16 protein-coding genes are annotated in these 16,587 nt (G+C 65.6%); 5 read left to right on the top strand and 11 right to left on the bottom strand.

Annotated elements, in window-relative coordinates; genetic code table 11:
* Nucleotides 1–24: 24 nt before the first annotated feature.
* The 3 genes from ACZ1J6_RS13745 to ACZ1J6_RS13735 form a co-directional block, all read right to left on the bottom strand.
* Nucleotides 25–891: a Na+-dependent transporter gene (locus tag ACZ1J6_RS13745; protein ID WP_132263528.1), complete on the bottom strand. Its 867-nt coding sequence runs from the start codon at nt 889–891 to the stop codon at nt 25–27.
* A 122-nt stretch (nt 892–1,013) separates the two neighbouring features.
* Nucleotides 1,014–2,267 (bottom strand): BamA/TamA family outer membrane protein, encoded by a 1,254-nt coding sequence (locus tag ACZ1J6_RS13740; protein WP_431566753.1) that lies wholly within the window; start codon nt 2,265–2,267, stop codon nt 1,014–1,016.
* 77 nt (nt 2,268–2,344) lie between these two features.
* Nucleotides 2,345–3,337 (bottom strand): SphA family protein, encoded by a 993-nt coding sequence (locus ACZ1J6_RS13735; protein ID WP_431566754.1) that lies wholly within the window; start codon nt 3,335–3,337, stop codon nt 2,345–2,347.
* A 259-nt stretch (nt 3,338–3,596) separates the two neighbouring features.
* Here ACZ1J6_RS13735 and ACZ1J6_RS13730 point away from each other — a divergent pair, with 259 nt between their 5' ends.
* From ACZ1J6_RS13730 to ACZ1J6_RS13720, 3 genes are all read left to right on the top strand, one after another.
* Nucleotides 3,597–4,289: a DUF3313 family protein gene (locus tag ACZ1J6_RS13730; protein ID WP_132263524.1), complete on the top strand. Its 693-nt coding sequence runs from the start codon at nt 3,597–3,599 to the stop codon at nt 4,287–4,289.
* Between the two features lie 190 nt (nt 4,290–4,479).
* Entirely contained in the window at nt 4,480–6,012 is a 1,533-nt protein-coding gene (locus ACZ1J6_RS13725) for an arylsulfatase (protein WP_134093193.1), read from the top strand.
* Nucleotides 6,012–6,878, top strand: a complete 867-nt coding sequence (locus tag ACZ1J6_RS13720; RefSeq protein WP_465128123.1) for an acid phosphatase — start codon at nt 6,012–6,014, stop codon at nt 6,876–6,878. The genes ACZ1J6_RS13725 and ACZ1J6_RS13720 overlap by 1 nt, the downstream gene beginning before the upstream one ends.
* A gap of 6 nt (nt 6,879–6,884) precedes the next feature.
* Here the strand turns inward: ACZ1J6_RS13720 and ligD are convergent, their stop codons facing one another.
* The 8 genes from ligD to ACZ1J6_RS13680 form a co-directional block, all read right to left on the bottom strand.
* Nucleotides 6,885–9,419, bottom strand: a complete 2,535-nt coding sequence (gene ligD, locus ACZ1J6_RS13715; protein ID WP_431566968.1) for a DNA ligase D — start codon at nt 9,417–9,419, stop codon at nt 6,885–6,887.
* Nucleotides 9,420–9,421: 2 nt separating this feature from the next.
* Nucleotides 9,422–9,901, bottom strand: a complete 480-nt coding sequence (locus ACZ1J6_RS13710; protein WP_431566967.1) for an MgtC/SapB family protein — start codon at nt 9,899–9,901, stop codon at nt 9,422–9,424.
* 3 nt (nt 9,902–9,904) lie between these two features.
* Entirely contained in the window at nt 9,905–10,885 is a 981-nt protein-coding gene (ku, locus tag ACZ1J6_RS13705) for a non-homologous end joining protein Ku (RefSeq protein WP_431566966.1), read from the bottom strand.
* A 72-nt stretch (nt 10,886–10,957) separates the two neighbouring features.
* Nucleotides 10,958–11,269, bottom strand: coding sequence for a hypothetical protein (locus tag ACZ1J6_RS13700; RefSeq protein WP_243654096.1), 312 nt, complete (start codon nt 11,267–11,269; stop codon nt 10,958–10,960).
* Nucleotides 11,270–11,400: 131 nt separating this feature from the next.
* Nucleotides 11,401–12,360 (bottom strand): glutathione S-transferase family protein, encoded by a 960-nt coding sequence (locus ACZ1J6_RS13695; protein ID WP_431566965.1) that lies wholly within the window; start codon nt 12,358–12,360, stop codon nt 11,401–11,403.
* A gap of 95 nt (nt 12,361–12,455) precedes the next feature.
* Nucleotides 12,456–12,740, bottom strand: a complete 285-nt coding sequence (locus ACZ1J6_RS13690) for a DUF3325 domain-containing protein (RefSeq protein WP_431566964.1) — start codon at nt 12,738–12,740, stop codon at nt 12,456–12,458.
* Nucleotides 12,737–14,299: a PepSY-associated TM helix domain-containing protein gene (locus tag ACZ1J6_RS13685; protein ID WP_465128122.1), complete on the bottom strand. Its 1,563-nt coding sequence runs from the start codon at nt 14,297–14,299 to the stop codon at nt 12,737–12,739. Before ACZ1J6_RS13685 ends, ACZ1J6_RS13690 begins: the two co-directional genes overlap by 4 nt.
* Complete coding sequence (locus tag ACZ1J6_RS13680) at nt 14,296–14,637, bottom strand: hypothetical protein (protein ID WP_431566963.1); 342 nt, start codon at nt 14,635–14,637, stop codon at nt 14,296–14,298. The genes ACZ1J6_RS13685 and ACZ1J6_RS13680 overlap by 4 nt, the downstream gene beginning before the upstream one ends.
* A gap of 307 nt (nt 14,638–14,944) precedes the next feature.
* On the opposite strand from ACZ1J6_RS13680, the gene ACZ1J6_RS13675 reads away from it, so the two are divergent.
* Together ACZ1J6_RS13675 and ACZ1J6_RS13670 are read left to right on the top strand one after the other, a co-directional pair.
* Nucleotides 14,945–15,469, top strand: a complete 525-nt coding sequence (locus ACZ1J6_RS13675) for an RNA polymerase sigma factor (RefSeq protein WP_279388316.1) — start codon at nt 14,945–14,947, stop codon at nt 15,467–15,469.
* Complete coding sequence (locus tag ACZ1J6_RS13670; RefSeq protein WP_431566962.1) at nt 15,469–16,443, top strand: FecR family protein; 975 nt, start codon at nt 15,469–15,471, stop codon at nt 16,441–16,443. Before ACZ1J6_RS13675 ends, ACZ1J6_RS13670 begins: the two co-directional genes overlap by 1 nt.
* Nucleotides 16,444–16,587 lie beyond the last annotated feature (144 nt).

The raw sequence follows: 16,587 nt of genomic DNA, 5'->3' as shown, positions 1-16,587 counted from the left end.
ATCTGAGCCTGCAGGGCCCGGGGATCAGACCTGATCTCCGGGCTTTTCCTGTCGCCGCAGGAGCATCTGGTAAGGGATCAGCACCAGGAACCCGACTATCAGGAACAGCAGGACTGCAGCCGAAAGCGCCGCATTGGCATGATTGGCACCGGCCAGAGCCAAGGCGATTCCAGGGTGTCGCATGGCGGCGGAGATGGCGAGCGAGCCTCGGTCCGCCAGGTTGTCGCCACCAAGAAAATGGCCGCCCGCGATGGCCACGACGGCGACGAGTATCATGGCCAGAACCGTGCCATTGCCGATCAGCGCCATCATTGCCGGCCAGACTTTGATCAAGATCGGCAGTGCGGCCAGTACCAGCAGCAGGTAGGCGGCAATGGTCACGGCTTTCGTCAGGCGCGGAGCGGGCGCCTTGAGCAGGACCCGGCCAACTACAAGCCCGACCACAAGCGGGATGGCCACGCCGATGAGGATATTGCGCGCGACCACGCTTACCGGGAATTGCGCGTGAACGCCGTAGAAGCGGGCTGCCAGGGCGCCAAGGATCGGCACGAAGATCACGGCGAAGACGGCGCCGGTCGCCATGAGGCCGTAGACATAGGGCGTGTGACCGCCCGCCTTCAGAGCCTTGCCCGGCATCAGTGGGGGCACGGGCGAAATGGCCATGAGCAGGATGCCTGCTTTTGCCGCCTGGGAAAGCGGGAACAGCGCGACGATGGCCATGGCGGCGAGGATCGGGATCACCATGATCGCCACGAAGGCGGGCAGCAACAGCCGGGGGCGCCTCAGGACATAGGCGAAGTCACCGCGCGACGATGCCAGTCCGGCCGCTACCACCAGCAGGCCGAGGCTCAAGGTCAGCAGTAACGGTATCAGTTGTTTCACGATCTCCATCGGTCTTCACCCTCCGTTGTGCTTTGCGATCATTGCCTTGGCAGGAGCAAAAGTTGATCGGGGAAAGTCCCTAGCCGCCTCGTGAAATGCCGCTATCCGCCTCCTCCGTGAGGCGGCGTCGCTCAGAACGCCTCGCCGATTCCGAAGTAGATGGCCTGTGAATCCCGACCCATCGCGATGTCGAGCCGCAAGTTCGTGCCGGTCTCTGGCGAGGCCTTGTAACGCAGGCCCATGCCCACGGCGGGCAGGAACTTGCCATGGTCGAGATCTCCGAGGCTGTCTCCGATCCCGCCGATCCCGCCGAACAGGACCCCGCCGAACCTGTCGCTCATCTGTTGGCGCCATTCGATTTGCGCGGTCCACATCGCGCGGTCGCGGTAGCGGCCCATTTCGTATCCCCGAAGGTCTCCGTTCTGGCCGTACATGCACAAGTCGTAGAACGGAGCGCCCTTGGATACCGCGCAAAGGCTGCCGTGGATCGCGAGCGTGCCGGTGGAGGTCGCCGGGAAGTACCCACTGGCCGCGAACTGCCAGGTGTTATAGGAAAAATCGCTGCCCAGCGCGTCCATGTTGAAGACGCCGACGAGCGTGACATTGGCGCCCTTGCGCGGTGCGAACTGGTTGTCGCGGCTGTCGTAAGTCACGGCCGGGCCGATGCCCGAAGTCTGGCTGTCGAGCAGGTTGCCCGGTAGATTGAGATCTGGAAAGAGCGGATTCTCGCGCTTTATCCGCGAGTTCACCTTGAGAAAGCGATAGCGCGCGCCGACGTAGAAGTGCTCTGCGATCTCGTATTGCCCCTGGGACAGGATCATGGTGCCCCGGTCCTCCAGGTCCACCGAGATGTCGCGGTCGCCCGCATTGGCGCCGATGCCGTAGAACTGCATGTTGATGTCGGCATAGCCGCCGAAGAGCAGCACCTTGAAGCGGTCGTCGTCCAGCGACATGCTGTGCACCGCGCCAGCGCCCCAGCTCTTGTTGGTGGTATAGAAGGCACCGCCGCCGGTGACCCAGGGCTGGCTGGAGCCGTTGGGGTTGTAGAACAGCACTCCCGCCACGGTGAGCCCGGCCCCGACCGTCGGGTTCGACATCGGAATGGGAACGACCAGCAGGTCGGGTTTCATCTTCTTGGCGGCGGGAGGTGCCGGCGGCGCGGCTGCCGATGCGGCGGCGTCGCCGGTTGCAGGCCGGTCGTTCTGGGGGGCGGACAGCGAAGTCGTCGCGATGACGGTGTCGTTCGCCATCTGCTGTACCGGCCGGTCCTGTGCCAGGGCGGGAAAGGGAAGCCCGGCCAGCAGCAGCGTCGCCAGCATCGGGGCAGACCGGAGCGGGGCCGCGGACAGGGGCCGAGGGGGCGTGGCATCCGGCCGCTGCTGCATGGTCGGCTCTCCTTCTGGATGGGCACACGTCTTGCGGCGCAGCGGCGACCGGCAAGACGCGGCCGATCGGTGTCCGGTCAGTTCGTCGCGGCGGCCGGCGGGAAGATCTTGAGCGGCAAGGTCAGGCTCAACATGCCCGCGGTCCCCTCCTGACGGCGGCGGGCGTCGAATTCCTGGAATACGCGCACCCGGAAGGTGGCCGGGCTGCGGCCGAGGATCAGGTTATAGGCAGCCGTGCCGCCCAGCGCCGCGACCCGACCCTTGTTGGGGCCGAGCACCGCACCTTCGCCGGTATCGCCGCTGATCTGGTCGTAATAATAGCCGACGATCCCGGCGGAGAATTTCTCGGAAAAACTCTTCTCCACCGCGGCTTCGACATGAAGCTCGTTGCCGGTGTTGTAGTCGGTGACCTTGTTGTTGCCATTGAAAGTGACACCGGCCTTGGCACTGACGTCCCAGCCGGAATCGGTGTCGTGCCAGCTCGCTGCCAGCGAGGCGTCGCCGGCCCAGCGGTGAAACGCGATGTTCGCCAGCTCGCCTTCGCGGTAGTGGCCCACCGGGATATTCACGAAGCCGCCGACCTGCAGGTAGAACTTGTCCCACTTCCAGCCGAGCGACATGTTGGCGAGGGGGTCGCCGATCGCCAGGGTATTGTCGGTGCGGGAGCGGGTGATGGACTGTCCGCCGGGCCCGGCGACGATCACCGAGGCATCGACGAACGGCGCGGCCAGCGGCAGCGAGCCGCCAAGGGCCAGGGTGCCGCCCAGGAACTTGGTGGAGGGTACCCAGACCAGGGTGGTGAACTGTGCCGCCACGAAGGAGTCGAGGCCCAGCGCGACATTGCCGCCCACGACAAGGCTCTTGTCGGCCGCGATGTCGCCGCCGTAGAAATACATCGTGTCGTCCACGAAGATGCCTTCGACGGGCGGCTGAACGGCGGCGGCCGGGCCGCCGGATCCCAGCAGGTAGATGCTGGTGCCGCCTTCCGAGGCCTGGGCCGTGCCTGCGGCCTGGCTGCATCCCAGCGCCAGGAGACTCCACAAGACGTGCCGGAAATTGACATGGGGCATGTACCGCTCCTGATCCTCTGACAGGTCGAGGAGAGTGCGGCAGGCGGGCCGGGAGCTGAATCGGGGATTACCCCCGGATTGCCCGACGCATGCCCGGGTGAACGGGGCGGGAGCGGGCAGGACGGGAGTGGGCCGTCGCTGGAGGAGCGGAGTAGTCCCGCGCAAAGCCGGTAATGGTCCCGATGTGCGCGCCGCCGCGCTGCGGATAATGTCCTGCGAAAATGTCGGGACCCGAGACCGGGAACAGAGGAGACTCAAGATGCGCGCGCGCTTGTCCAGATATGCCGTCCTGCCCCTTCTGCTCGCTTGCGCCGTGCCCGCCCTGGCGGCCAAGGCGCCGGACACCTGGGACGGGCTGATGCATGTGAAATCAAGCAAGATCGAGACGGTCTACCTTCAGCCCGATGCGGACTTTCGCGGCTATACCAAAGTCATGATCGACCCGGCGGAAATAGCCTTCCGCAAGAACTGGCAGCGTGAGCATGGCTTTGCCGAGGACAGGGGGCGCCCCGTCTCCAACGAGCAGGCGCGGGATATCCTGGAGCAGGCGAAGACCGGCTTCCACAAGCTGTTCGTGGAAGCTTACCAGAAGGCGGGATACCAGGTGGTGGACCAGCCCGGCTCCGATGTGCTGCGGCTGTCCACGGCGGTCGTCAATCTCGACGTGGTCGCCCCGGACCCCATGACGGCGGGCCGGTCGTGGACCTTTTCCCGCGACGCCGGGGGCGGCACGCTGGTGATCGAGGCGCGCGATTCGCGCACCGGTGCCTTGCTCGGCCGTGCGGTCGATTCCCGCAGCATGGAGGACAGCCGGGCCTACTTGCGCAACACCGTGACCAACACGGCGGACTTCGAAGACCTCTTCGCTCACTGGGCCAAGCTGAGCGCTGCGGGCCTTACCGAATTGAAGAGCCTCTCGCCCATCAATGCTGAGGGGATGTCCAAGAAATAGCGAGAATACTGGAAAATAAAAGGTCCGGTCCGAAGCGTGTTCGTAACGTTGTTTGCGCGAGTGATGGGCTGGATAGGCAATATCCACTCCCCTAGGATGCAAAACAACTTGGTATCGGGTGAAACCCGGATGGCCGAATCGGCCCGCCTTCACGACCATTGCGGTCCTATCGTGCAGAAGGATGCCTATCATGCCGAATGGAAAGCCGAACATCCTGGTCATCTGGGGTGACGACATCGGAATCAGCAATCTCAGTTGCTATACCGACGGCCTGATGGGCTATCGAACGCCGAACATCGACCGGCTTGCCAGGGAAGGCATGAAGTTCACCGACAGCTACGGCGAACAGAGCTGCACTGCGGGGCGCTCGTCCTTCATCACCGGGCAGAGCGTGCTGCGCACCGGGCTCTCCAAGGTGGGTATTCCCGCCGCGCCCACCGGCATGAACGAAAAGATCGTGACCATCGCCGCGCTGCTCAAGGAGCAGGGCTATGCCACCGGGCAGTTCGGCAAGAACCACCTGGGCGACCTGAACCACATGCTGCCCACCAATCACGGTTTCGACGAGTTCTTCGGCAACCTCTATCACCTCAATGCCGAGGAAGAGCCCGAGATGGAGGACTATCCGAAGGACCCCAAGTTCAAGGAACGTTTCGGCCCCCGCGGCGTGATCCACAGCTGGGCCACCGACAAGGACGATCCCACGGAGATGGAACGCTGGGGCAAGGTGGGCAAGCAGAAGATCGAGGACACCGGCCCGCTCACCAAGAAGCGCATGGAGACCTGCGACGACGAATTCGTCGCCGCGGCGCTCGATTTCATCAAGCGGCAGGAGGCGGACGACAAGCCGTGGTTCGTGTGGCTCAACACCACGCACATGCACATGTTCACGCACCCCAAGCCGGAGAGCAAGGGCCAGGCCGGTCGCTGGCAATCCGACTATCACGACACCATGATCGACCATGACAAGAACGTCGGCCAGGTTCTCGATGCTCTCGACGACATGGGCATCGCCGACGACACGTTCGTCATGTATTCGACCGACAACGGCCCGCACCGCAACTCCTGGCCGGATGGTGGCATGACCCCGTTCCGCAGCGAGAAGAACACCAATTGGGAAGGCGCGTTCCGCATTCCGATGATGGTGCGCTGGCCGGGCAGGATCGAGCCCGGCTCGATCTCCAACGGCATCGTCCAGCACCACGACTGGCTGCCCACTTTCCTGGAAATGGCGGGCGAACCCGACATCGTCGAGAAAGTGAAGAAGGGCCACCAGGCGATCGGCCGCACCTACAAGAACCACATCGACGGCAAGAGCCTGCTGGGCCACATCACCGGCAAGGAAAAGGACAGCCCGCGCAACTTCTTCTTCTACATCAGCGACGATGGCGACATCCTGGCGATGCGCTACGACAACTGGAAGCTGGTCTTCCTGGAACAGCGCTGCCCGGGAACCATGCAGGTCTGGGCCGAACCCTTCACCCGGCTGAGACTGCCCAAGATGTTCAACCTGCGGACCGATCCTTACGAGTTCGCGGATATCACCTCGAACACCTATTACGACTGGTTCCTGCACAACGCCTACTTCATCTATGCGGCCCAGACCGGCGCGGCGATGTTCGCGGAGACGTTCAAGGAATTTCCGCCGATCCAGCGTCCCAACAGCTTCACCATCGACGACGCCATCGCCAAGATGGCCGATGCCGCTGCCGGTTCCAGTTGATGGGGAGCGCGCGCCTTCCGATCCTCCTTTCGGCACTGGGTGCCGCCGCGATATTCGTATCCGCGGCGGCCCAGTCGCCCCAGGGAACCACTGCCGGTCCGGCGCCCGTGCAGACGGGCGCCGGACCGCCCAGCATCACCGCCAAGCTGCCGCCGGGCATGCCGAAAGGCTACCTCTCGCTCTCGCAGCTTCCGGATAGCCTGGCACTCCTGCCGCCGCCACCGGCAGAAGGATCGGCCGCGTTCGCGCGGGACGAGGAAACGGACAAGGCCATGGCCCGGCCGAAAGACAGTCCGCGCTTCATCCAGGCGGCGAGCGATGCCGATCTCAAGCCGGCGCATGCCTTCCAGGCCTTTGCCTGCGCCGCCGGCGTGATACCGGATGCCAAGCGCACGCCGGTGCTCTACCGCGTGATGAGCAAGGCGATGATCGACATCGGACTCTCCACCTACAAGGCCAAGGACCACTATCGCCGCGTGCGGCCTTTCGTGGCTCACGGCGACACGACCTGCTCACCGCAGGACGAAGCCGTGCTGCGCACCGACGGATCCTATCCCTCCGGCCATAGCGCGCTGGGCTGGGGCTGGGCGCTGATCCTGGCCGAACTCGTGCCCGATCGCGCCGATGCCATTCTCCAGCGCGGCCGTGATTTCGGGGACAGCCGGCTGGTCTGCAACGTCCATTGGGCAAGCGATGTCGATGCCGGGCGACTGATGGCGGCGGCCACGCTGGCGCGGCTCCATGCCGAGCAGGCGTTTCGTGCCGACCTCGACGCAGCGCGCGCCGAACTGGCCAGGACCGGAACGAAGCGCGCGCCGTCCGTAGAGGCATGCAGCACGGAAGCCGCGGGGCTTCGGCTGCAATAACGCGCGTCAGAAGTTCGGCAGGGGTTGCTCGGCAAAGCCCCAGCCGCGCAAGTCGGCTGCGTGTTCGATCAGGGCTTCGGCATCGTCGATCGAGAAGGGATGGGCGTCCTTCATTCCGTCCAGCTCGTCCCAGGAGATCGGAACCGCCACCGGCGCTCCGGCGCGGGCACGGGCGGAATAGGGCAGGACGGCGGTGCTGCCGCGCTGGTTGCGCAGCCAGTCGATGAAGATCTTGCCCTTGCGCTTGGCCTTGCTCATCGTCGCCACGAAGCGGTCCGGTTCGGCCGTGCTCAGGGCTTCGGCAAACCGCCGGGCGAAGTCCTTGTGGCTGTCCCAGTCATGGCCGGGCGTCAGCGGCACCACGACATGGACGCCTTTGCCGCCCGACAACATGGCGAAGCTGACCAGGCCGATATCCGCAAGCTGGCGGCGCAAATCCTGCGCGGCGCGGCGGCAGTCTCCGAAGTCCAGCCCTTCGTCGGGATCGAGGTCGAAGATCAGCCGGTCCGGCTTCTCGACGGCGTCCGCCCGCGATTCCCAGCCGTGGAACTCGATGGTCCCCATCTGCACGCAGGCGACCAGCCCTTCGGCGTCGTCGATATAGAGGTAGTCCTCGCTGCCGCCGTCCTTCTCGCGGATCGGTACGTGAGAGACGTGAGGGCCGAACGAGCCGCTGTCGTGCTTCTGGAAGAAGCATTTCCGGGCGCGACCCTGGGGGCAGCGGACGAGGCTGATCGGCCGGTTGGCGGCGAAAGGCAGCATGAGCGGGGCCACCGCGGCATAGTAATCGGCAAGCTGGCCCTTGGTCTGGCCGGTTTCCGGGAAGATCACCCGGTCCCGGCTGGATATTTCGACGTCGATCGCGGCCTTGGGGGCGGACTTGGGCATTTCGGGGGTGACCTCCTTCGCCGGCTTGTCGCTGCGCAGGCCCAGGAAACTGGCGTGACGCACACGCCCTTCGGCGGTGAATTCGGCAAAGGCGATCTCGGCGACAAGCTTCGGCGTTACCCAGGTCGCGCCGCGCGCTTCGGTCCGGTCGGCTTCCACCGGCGCGGTCTTGCGGACGAGCGGTGCCAGCCGGGCCGCCAGATCGCCCAGGGTGTCGCCGTCGAATCCGGTACCCACTTTGCCGCGATAGACCAGCTTCCCCTTTTCGTACTGCGCCAGCAGCAGCGAGGAAAACGGCCGTCCCTTCGCACTCGATCGGCTCCATCCGACCACCACGAATTCCTGCCTGCGGGTACATTTCACTTTGACCCAGTTGCGGGTGCGGCGGCCCGCATAGGCGGCGTCGATGCGCTTGGCGATCACGCCTTCCTGGCCCGCCTGGCACATCGCCGCGTAAAGCTTTTCGCCCGCGCCGATCACATGGTCTGCCACGAAAAGCGGGGATCGGGCATCGGCCAGCAGCGCTTCCAGCCGCTCCTTGCGCTCGATATTGGGGAGCGGGGCCAGGTTCCGCCCATCGAGTTCGAGCAAGTCGAAGGCGTGGAATTCCAGTTTGTCGCCGGGTTTCTGGCTGCCGTGTCCGCGCTTGAGCACGGCCTGCAGGTTGGAGAAGCTGGGATTGCCGTCCGGTCCCCGTGCAATGATCTCGCCGTCGATCAGGGTGGGCGGAAGGTCGAGCGCGGCGAGAGTGTCTACAAGCGGGGCGAACTTGTCGCTCCAGTCGAGGCCGCTGCGGGTATAGATTCGCACGGTATCACCGGCGAGGGCGGCGAGGGCGCGGTAGCCGTCGAACTTGATCTCGTGCATCCACAAGTTGCCGTCCGGCACGGCATCGACGAGCGTGGCCAGCTGGACTGCGCGAAACTTCGGCGGGGCGCCTTTGGCCCGGCCGCCGGGCCGCCGCTTCGCTGGGGGCCTGGCCGTCTTGGCAGTCTCCGAATTGTGCTGCGCGGCGTCGTCCATGGCATCGGCGAAGGCCTTGCCCTTCTTGCCCTTGAGCGACTGGGTGCCCGCCTTGTCCGCTGCGATCTCGGCCATGGTGCGGCCGGTGAGCACGCTTTTCAGCCCTTCCTCGACCAGTTGATCGCCGGAGACGGCATGGCCGTCGCTGACCTTGCGCAGCAGCCAGTTCTCGCGCTTCTCACCGGGGCGGCCCTTCATCCGCACCAGCAGCCACTCGCCCTTCATCCTCTCCCCGTCGAGCGTGAAGTGGAGGTGTCCTTCCTCCAGGTCCTTCGCGCTCTTGCCCGCGATCGGCGCCCAGGTGCCTTCGTCCCAGAGCATGACGGTGCCGCCGCCATATTCGCCTTGCGGAATGTTGCCTTCGAAGCGGGCGTAGGAGAGGGGGTGATCCTCGGTACGGACGGCCAGCCGCTTGTCCTCGGGATCGGCGCTGGGGCCCCTGGTCACGGCCCAGGACTTGAGCACACCGTCCACTTCCAGCCGGAAATCCCAGTGCAGCCGCCGCGCGGCATGCTTCTGGACGATGAAGATATTGCCCGCTTCGCTGTTCTGCCGCTTGCCGGCCGGCTCGGCGGTTCGGGCGAAGTCCCGCTTGCGGTTGTATTCGGCGAGAGGGTCGGACTTGGCCATCCTTACCGTTCCTTACCGGGCGAAGGATGCCGCCGGTCCCAGCGCGCCTCCACGAAATGCAGCGCCGTCACCATGACCAGGCTGACCAACACGCCGATGGCCACCAGCGGCCACTGCCCGGCGCCGCAGGCGATGCCGATGATCGCGGTCAGCCACATATGCGCGGCTGTGGTCAGGTTGCGCAGGCGCCCGCGGGAAAACACGATCAGCCCGGCTCCGATGAAGCCCACGAAAGCGCCGGTCGCCTCGAAGATGCGCAAAGGGTCCATGCGCGGTCCGTCGAGCTGGAAGTAGAGGGCTATGATGGAAGTGGTCATCGTGGCCGCCGCCACGCAGACCAGTCCGTGCGTACGCAGGCCGGCCGGATGGCCGTGCCACTCGCGGTCGAGGCCGAGCAACAGGCCGACCACGGCGGCAACGCCAAGCCGCAGCAGAACCTCGGAATCGATCGCATGGAGGGGGATCGCCGGGTTGAGTTCCATGGCTCAGGCGCGCTTGCGGCTTCGCGTGGTCGTGGTGCTCGTGGTCTTCGCGGTCTTGGCCGGGCTCTTCGTCGCCGCCGGCTTCTTGGCGGCAGGCTTCTTCGCCTCGGCCTTCTTGGCAGGCGCCTTCGCCGTGGAGCCCTTGTCCGCTGCGGACTTGCTCGCAGGCGCCGCTTTCCCCGTGCGGCTGCCGCTGTCGCCGACCGACTTCTTGAGCGCGGCCATCAGGTCGATGACATTGCTCTTGCTGCCGCCCGATGGCTCCTCGACGTCCTCCAGCACGCGCTTGTTGCTTTTCGACTTGGCCTTCTTGTCGATCAGCCGGTGAAGGGCATCGATATAGCGATCATGGAATTCGGCGGGGTGGAAGGGCGCGCTCTTCTTCTCGATCAGCGTGGTCGCCAGGTCGAGCAAGTCGGCGTCGGGCTTATCCTCGCCGATTTCGCGGAAATAGCCCTGCGCCTTGTGGACTTCGTCGGCGTAGCGAAGGACTTCCATCACCAGCCCCCGCCCGCACGGCTTGATCGAGACGAGTTGCTCGCGCCCGCGCACCGCCAGTTGGCCAAGCCCTACCTTGCGGCTCCGGCGCAGCGCCTCGCGCAGGACGACGTAGGCTTCCTCGGCAAGATCGTCCGCGGGAACGACGAAGTAGGGCTTTTCGTAATAGAGCACGTCGATGTCGCCCGCGTCCACGAACTGGACCAGTTCCAGCGTCTTGCGGCTCTCGATCTTGACGGCTTCGATCTCTTCCTCGTCGAGCAGCACGTAGTTGCCCTTGGAGATTTCATAGCCCTTGATGATCTCGTCGCGATCGACCGGGCCTACGCCGGGCGCGACTTTCTCGTAGCGGATGCGCTTGCCGCTCGGTTCGTGGATCTGGTGGAACGAGATGGCGGCGCCGGACTTGGTGGCCGGGTAGACCTCGATGGGAATCGACACCAGGGCGAGCCTGATCTGTCCTTGCCAGTATGCGCGTGCGGCCATGGCCCGTTCCTTCCTCGCCGATGAGAAAGGCGCGGGCCCCGGGTTGGTTCCCGGCAGCGGTCCGGAGGGACGTCAGCCGACGACGATGGCGCTGATCCGGTGGAAGAAGGGGTGATGCGGCGTGGCGCCGTGGGCCACCTGGGTGAACATCCCGTCGCCCAGGTTGGGCAGCTTCGATTCGACCCCGCAGACTTCCTCGCCGCCGCGCACGTCGATATGCGCGTGGAGCTTGCCGTCGAACTCCAGGCCGATGTCGACCGCATGCGGGAACTCGGCGCTCAGCACTTCCAGCACCCGATTGAGCCGGTCGGTCAGCGAATCTTCCGAGGAGGCATTGGGAAGCGAGGAACCGTCGATCGAGTAAAGGGATGCATCCTTGCGCATGGGGGGCGCCTCCTAAGAATTTCCGGAAGGGATAAGATCGGAAGGGTACTGGGCTGATCGGCCTCCAGCTTACCTGTTTTCCCGTAACAGGAAACACCGCAGTTTCCCCGAGCGACGCGGTCCGTCCCGTTTCAGGCTGGCCCGCTGCCGCGGCCATGCGGGCTGTCCAGATCAAGTATCGGGCCGGACGGGACAATCCCGGTGGGATTGATCGTGCGGTGGCTCTCGTAATAATGGCCCTTGATGTGCTGGAAGTTTACCGTGCCGGCCACGCCCGGCGTCTGGTAGATGTCGCGCAGGAACCCCTGCAGGTTGGGATAATCGAATATCCGCCGCAGGTTGCACTTGAAGTGGCCGACGTAGACCGCATCGAAGCGCACCAATGTGGTGAACAGGCGGATATCGGCCTCGGTCAGTCTGTCGCCCACCAGATAGCGATTGCGCGACAGGCGATCCTCCAGCCAGTCCAGCGAATCGAACAGCGGCTGGACGGCTTCCTCGTAGGCGTCCTGGCGGGTCGCGAAGCCGGCCTTGTAGACGCCGTTGTTGACCGTGTCGTAGACCCGGGCGTTCACCGCATCGACCTCCGCGCGCAGGGCTTCGGGGTAGAAGTCTCCCGGCGCCGCGCCCAGCCCGTCGAAAGCCCGGTTGAACATGCGGATGATCTCGGAGGATTCGTTGTTGACGATCCGCCCGGTCTTCCGGTCCCAGAGCACCGGCACGGTCACGCGGCCGCTATAGGCCGGATCGGCGGCGGTGTAGACCTGGTGGAGGAAGCGGGCCTGGTGGATCGGGTCCGGGATCACCCCGGGTGCCGGATCGAAGGTCCAGCCCTTTTCCAGCATGAGCCAGTTGACCACCGAAACGGAGACCAGTTCCTCCAGCCCCTTGAGCGCGCGCACGATCAGCGTGCGGTGCGCCCAGGGGCAGGCGAGGCTGACATAGAGGTGATAGCGGCCGGGTTCGGCGGCGAATTCCCCGTCCGCCGTCACCCGGTCGCGAAAAGCGGCGTCCTTGCGGACGAAACGGCCGCCGGTGGATTCGGTGTCGTACCAGACGTCATGCCATTGACCGTCGACCAGCATTCCCATGGATGGCTTCCCTTTGTGCCCGGATCGCGCCGGACTGCCGCCCGCCGCTTCATACCTTCAGGACGTCCGGACGCGGTGTTTGTGCCCGTGGGATGTCAGTTCTTTCGCGAGGCGCCGGTTTTCCAGCAGAGCCAGGCCACGTTGAGCCAGGCGCCCATCGTCAATTGCCCGGCCCAGGCGACCAGCGCATAGCCGAAGCCGAAGACAGCAATGTCGATCGCGAGGACCAGTCCCACCAGAGACCAGCCACCGGTCCGCGCCAGGCGGCTCTCGCGCTCGGTCAGGGCGCGGCCGGCAAAGTCGCGCTGGTGGCGCTTCATCGAAAGCGCGAGGGCGGTGAAGGCAGCAGCGGAGAGGAGGACGGCGAGAAGGTGGATCATGCGGCCATGGCCTCCGGGGTCTTGCGCCGAACGGCGCGGGGGCCTTCCGCCCGCTTGCGCGCGGCGCGGCGCGCGCCCTTGGCGAAGCCGGCGGCCAGCACCAGCATCACCAGGTCGAACGAAACGAACAACCAGTCGCCCGCAAGGACGCTGGCGGGCAGTCCGCGCGAGGTGGTCAGGGCGTTCACCACCGGCACGGCAGCGAACAGCGCGGCGGCGAGGCCGAGCGCCTCGGGCCAGGCCCGCGCCGAGGGGCGAACCACCGCCCAGACGAAAACCGCCAGCCAGGTGAGAAACAGGCTGTTGATCTCATGATCGGCGCGTTCGGCCATGCTCAGGGGCAGGAGGCGGTTGGCCAGGAAGTAGGCCGCTATGCCGGCCGGGAAGCCCGCGACTGTGGCGATGTTGAGTTTCTCGACCAGGCGGAAGCCGAAGTGCGGATGGCTGGGATCGGGCAGCTTGGTGCGGCGCTTGACCGTCCAGAGCACCAGTCCGCTGCCCACCATGATCGTGCCGCCCAGGCCCGAGAGGAAATAGAGCCAGCGCAGGCCGTATTCGGCGTAGCGTCCCGCATGAAGGCCGATCATCACGCTTTCGGTGGCGAGCGCCGCGCCCTTTGCCATGCTGTGATCCGCCGGGCGGCCGGTGATGCCGTTGAAGGAGATTTCCTCGCCGCGCGAACCGATGGCGCCTTCCGATGCGCGGGCGATGTTGACCATGGCGGTGGAATCGCCGGGATTGGTGATCTTCACGTAGCCCACGCGCTTGCCGTCCCACGCGGCCGAAGCGGTGCGCATCAGCGGTGCCACGGCTACGAGAGGCGCAGGATTGCCGCTGCGCGCCACGTCCACGCTCTTGCCGAAGACGGCGTCCTGGAACGCCGTACGGTCGGCATAGTTCGCGGCAATGCCCCAGGGCATGTACATGATCGCCAGCGTGACCAGGCCGGTGAACGTGATCATCAGGTGGAAGGGCAGGGCGATCACGGCCGTGACGTTATGCGCGTCCAGCCAGGAACGCTGGCCCTTGTTGAAGCGCAGCATGAAGAAGTCGGCGAAGATCTTCTTGTGCGTGATGATCCCGGACAGGATCGCCACCAGCATGAACATCGCCGCCACGCCCACCAGGTAGCGGGCCCATAGCACCGGAATGTAGTGCAGGTCGAAATGGAAGCGATAGAGGAAGTAGCCGCCGCGCGTGTCGCGGGTGGAGACTTCGCGGCCGCTCTGGTCCAGCACGGCGCTGGTGTCCGCGCGCTTGCCGCGCTTCTGGCCTTCGGCCGCCTGCCAGTAGACTTGCGTGGTGGCACTACGGCTGTTGGGCAGGGAGATGTACCAGCTCGTCGCATCGGGCGCGGTGCGCTGGAGGAAGCGGACGGCGCCCTCGGCCGAAGTGACCGGATCGGCGCTGCCGGTGATCTCCGGCTGCATCCAGCGCGTGATCTCGTCCTGGAAATAGGCCGAAGTGCCGGTGGCGAACATGGCGAACAGCAGCCAGCCCAGCAGCAGCCCCGTCCAGGTATGGAGAAGCGCCATCGACTGGCGCAGACCTTCCTTCACAGCCGGCCTCCCATGCCGAGCGAGAGCCAGAGAGCTGCCCCCAGCACGCCGCCGGAGAGCGCCAGCCAGAGCCAGAGCCGCGAAACGGAGCGCAGGCCGAACGCGAAGAGGGCGATCGCGGCGAAGATGGCGAAGGAAAGCAGTGTGGCGGTGACGCTCGCCTCGGCGGGATTGACCGCCAGACCGTGCGCCAGCAGTCGCGCCAGGCAGGCCGTGGCCAGCGAGGTGACCAGGTAGTTCGCCGGAACCGCTGCGACGATGCGCGACGCGACGTTCCAGCGGCCGATGCGGCGGCCTGCGGGACCCGTCGTTCTGGCATTCGCGGCACTCTTGGCCATGCTCGTTCTTCCCCCGAGAGCAGGATATTGCAACTCAATCGCAAGAATGGCCGGTAATTTCGGCGGGCTCCGGAGTCAATGGTTCAGAATGGCGAGGCGTCTTTGGAAGCGCCATTGGGACGGGAGGATGCGGGGCGGGCAGGGCGGGTGTGCGGGGTTTCGCGCTGCCGGCGAGAGGGTTGGTGCGCGCGTTAAGAGCGCTTGCGCATGGGGATTTCCTCAAACCGTCATGGTGCCCGCCTAGGCAGCGCGCGCCGGACTTTGGACGGCCGGGCGCAGGGTGGAAAAAATCGTGTTATCGAATGCCATGGATCGTCCTGCGGCGCCGCCGCAGGACTGGAATGCAGTGAGGTCCACGCTTCTGCGCTACCTCCGTGCGCGAGGGGCGCGACCGGACGTTGCGGATGACGTGGCGCAGGAAACGCTTGCGCGCCTGATCGCTCTCAGCCAGACGCAGCAGATAGGCAGCCTTTTTGCGCTGGCCTTCAGGATCGCGGACAACCTGATGATCGACACGCGGCGCCGGGAAATGCGCCAGGAGACGCAGCACTCTGATGACGTTGACGACGAATGGGAAAGCGACGACCCCTCGCTCGACAGGATTCTCGATTCGCGCCGGGCGCTCGACGTGCTCTCGCTCTGCCTGCGACGGATGCCGCCGCTGCGCCGCGAAGTCCTCATCCGCAGGCGCCTGAATCATGAAAGTTGCCGTGCGATCGGCGAAGATCTCTCGATGAGTGCGAAGGCAGTGGAAAAGCATATCACCCGTGGCCTGCTGGATCTGCGCGCGGCGCTCGATCGCGCCGGTGTGGACTTCGCGGAGTTCGCCTGATGACGGCCCAGAGGCAGGAATTCGACGTGATCGACCGGGAGGCCGCTGAATGGGTCGACCGGATGAACCGTCCGCTGCATGACGCTGAAGTCGCCGCCGAGTTCGATCGCTGGATCATGGGCGATCCGCGCCATGTCGAAAGCTATGCGCGGCACCAGGCGCTCTGGCAGTCCGGCAGCTTGCGCAGTGCCCTGGAGGCCGCCGAAGCCGCGCCCGACGATTTCGGTACGTTCGAGGATGAGGCCGTGCCGAATTGGGCCGGGCAGGCGTGGAAGCAGTTCGCGGGCTTCGCGGCCGTGGCGCTGTGCCTGGTGGTCGTGCTCTCGATGGGCGCCCGCACGCTGGTGAGCGAATCGAGCTATGCCGCCGCCCGCGGTACCTCGCGCGAAGTCGTGCTGCCGGACGGATCGAAAGTGCGCATGAGCGGCGGGACCCGGATGGACGTGCGCATCACGCCCTGGTCGCGCGAAGTCGCGCTCCAGAACGGCGAGGCCTTCTTCGATGTGGCGCACGAGAAAGTCCGCACGTTCTCGGTCAACGCGGGCGATTCCCGCGTGACCGTGCTGGGGACGGCCTTCGACATCGACCTGGTGGACAGCCAGACGCGGGTGGTGCGCGTCTATCGCGGCCTGGTCAGCGTCGATGCCGGGGCGGGACGGCAGTGGCGGCTTCCCGCAGGCAACGGGATCGAAGTCGGCGGCGGCCGGGTGCGCAGCCTGGGCGACGTGCGCGGCGATCATCCCGGCTGGATCGACGGCTGGTTCGACGCTGACGACACCTCGGTTCAGCAGTTGGTGCAGCGCATCAATCGCGGTTCGGACCTGCCGGTGGTGCTGGCCGATCCGGGATTGGGCCAACTGCTCGTGACCGGGCGGTTTCAGACCTCCGATCCCGAGATGGTGCTGGAAGCGCTGGCGGCGATCCACGATCTGCAGTGGCGCAAGGAAAAGGCGCGCTACGTCCTCTCCCATTGAGTTCGTTTGCAGGACGCCGGTCTCAGGCGTTCTGCGGCGGCGCGGCCAGGCCCGCTCATGTCATCGTCTCGCCATGTGGGCGGAAGGCTGAGCCGGGGGGCTTGCTATCTTCCGCTGTCATCAAGTTTACTTGATAACGTAATG

The organism is Novosphingobium sp. BL-S-21 (assembly GCF_055521655.1).
Note: the sequence above shows the minus strand (reverse complement) of the source record. Positions and strands in the feature narration are given on the sequence as shown.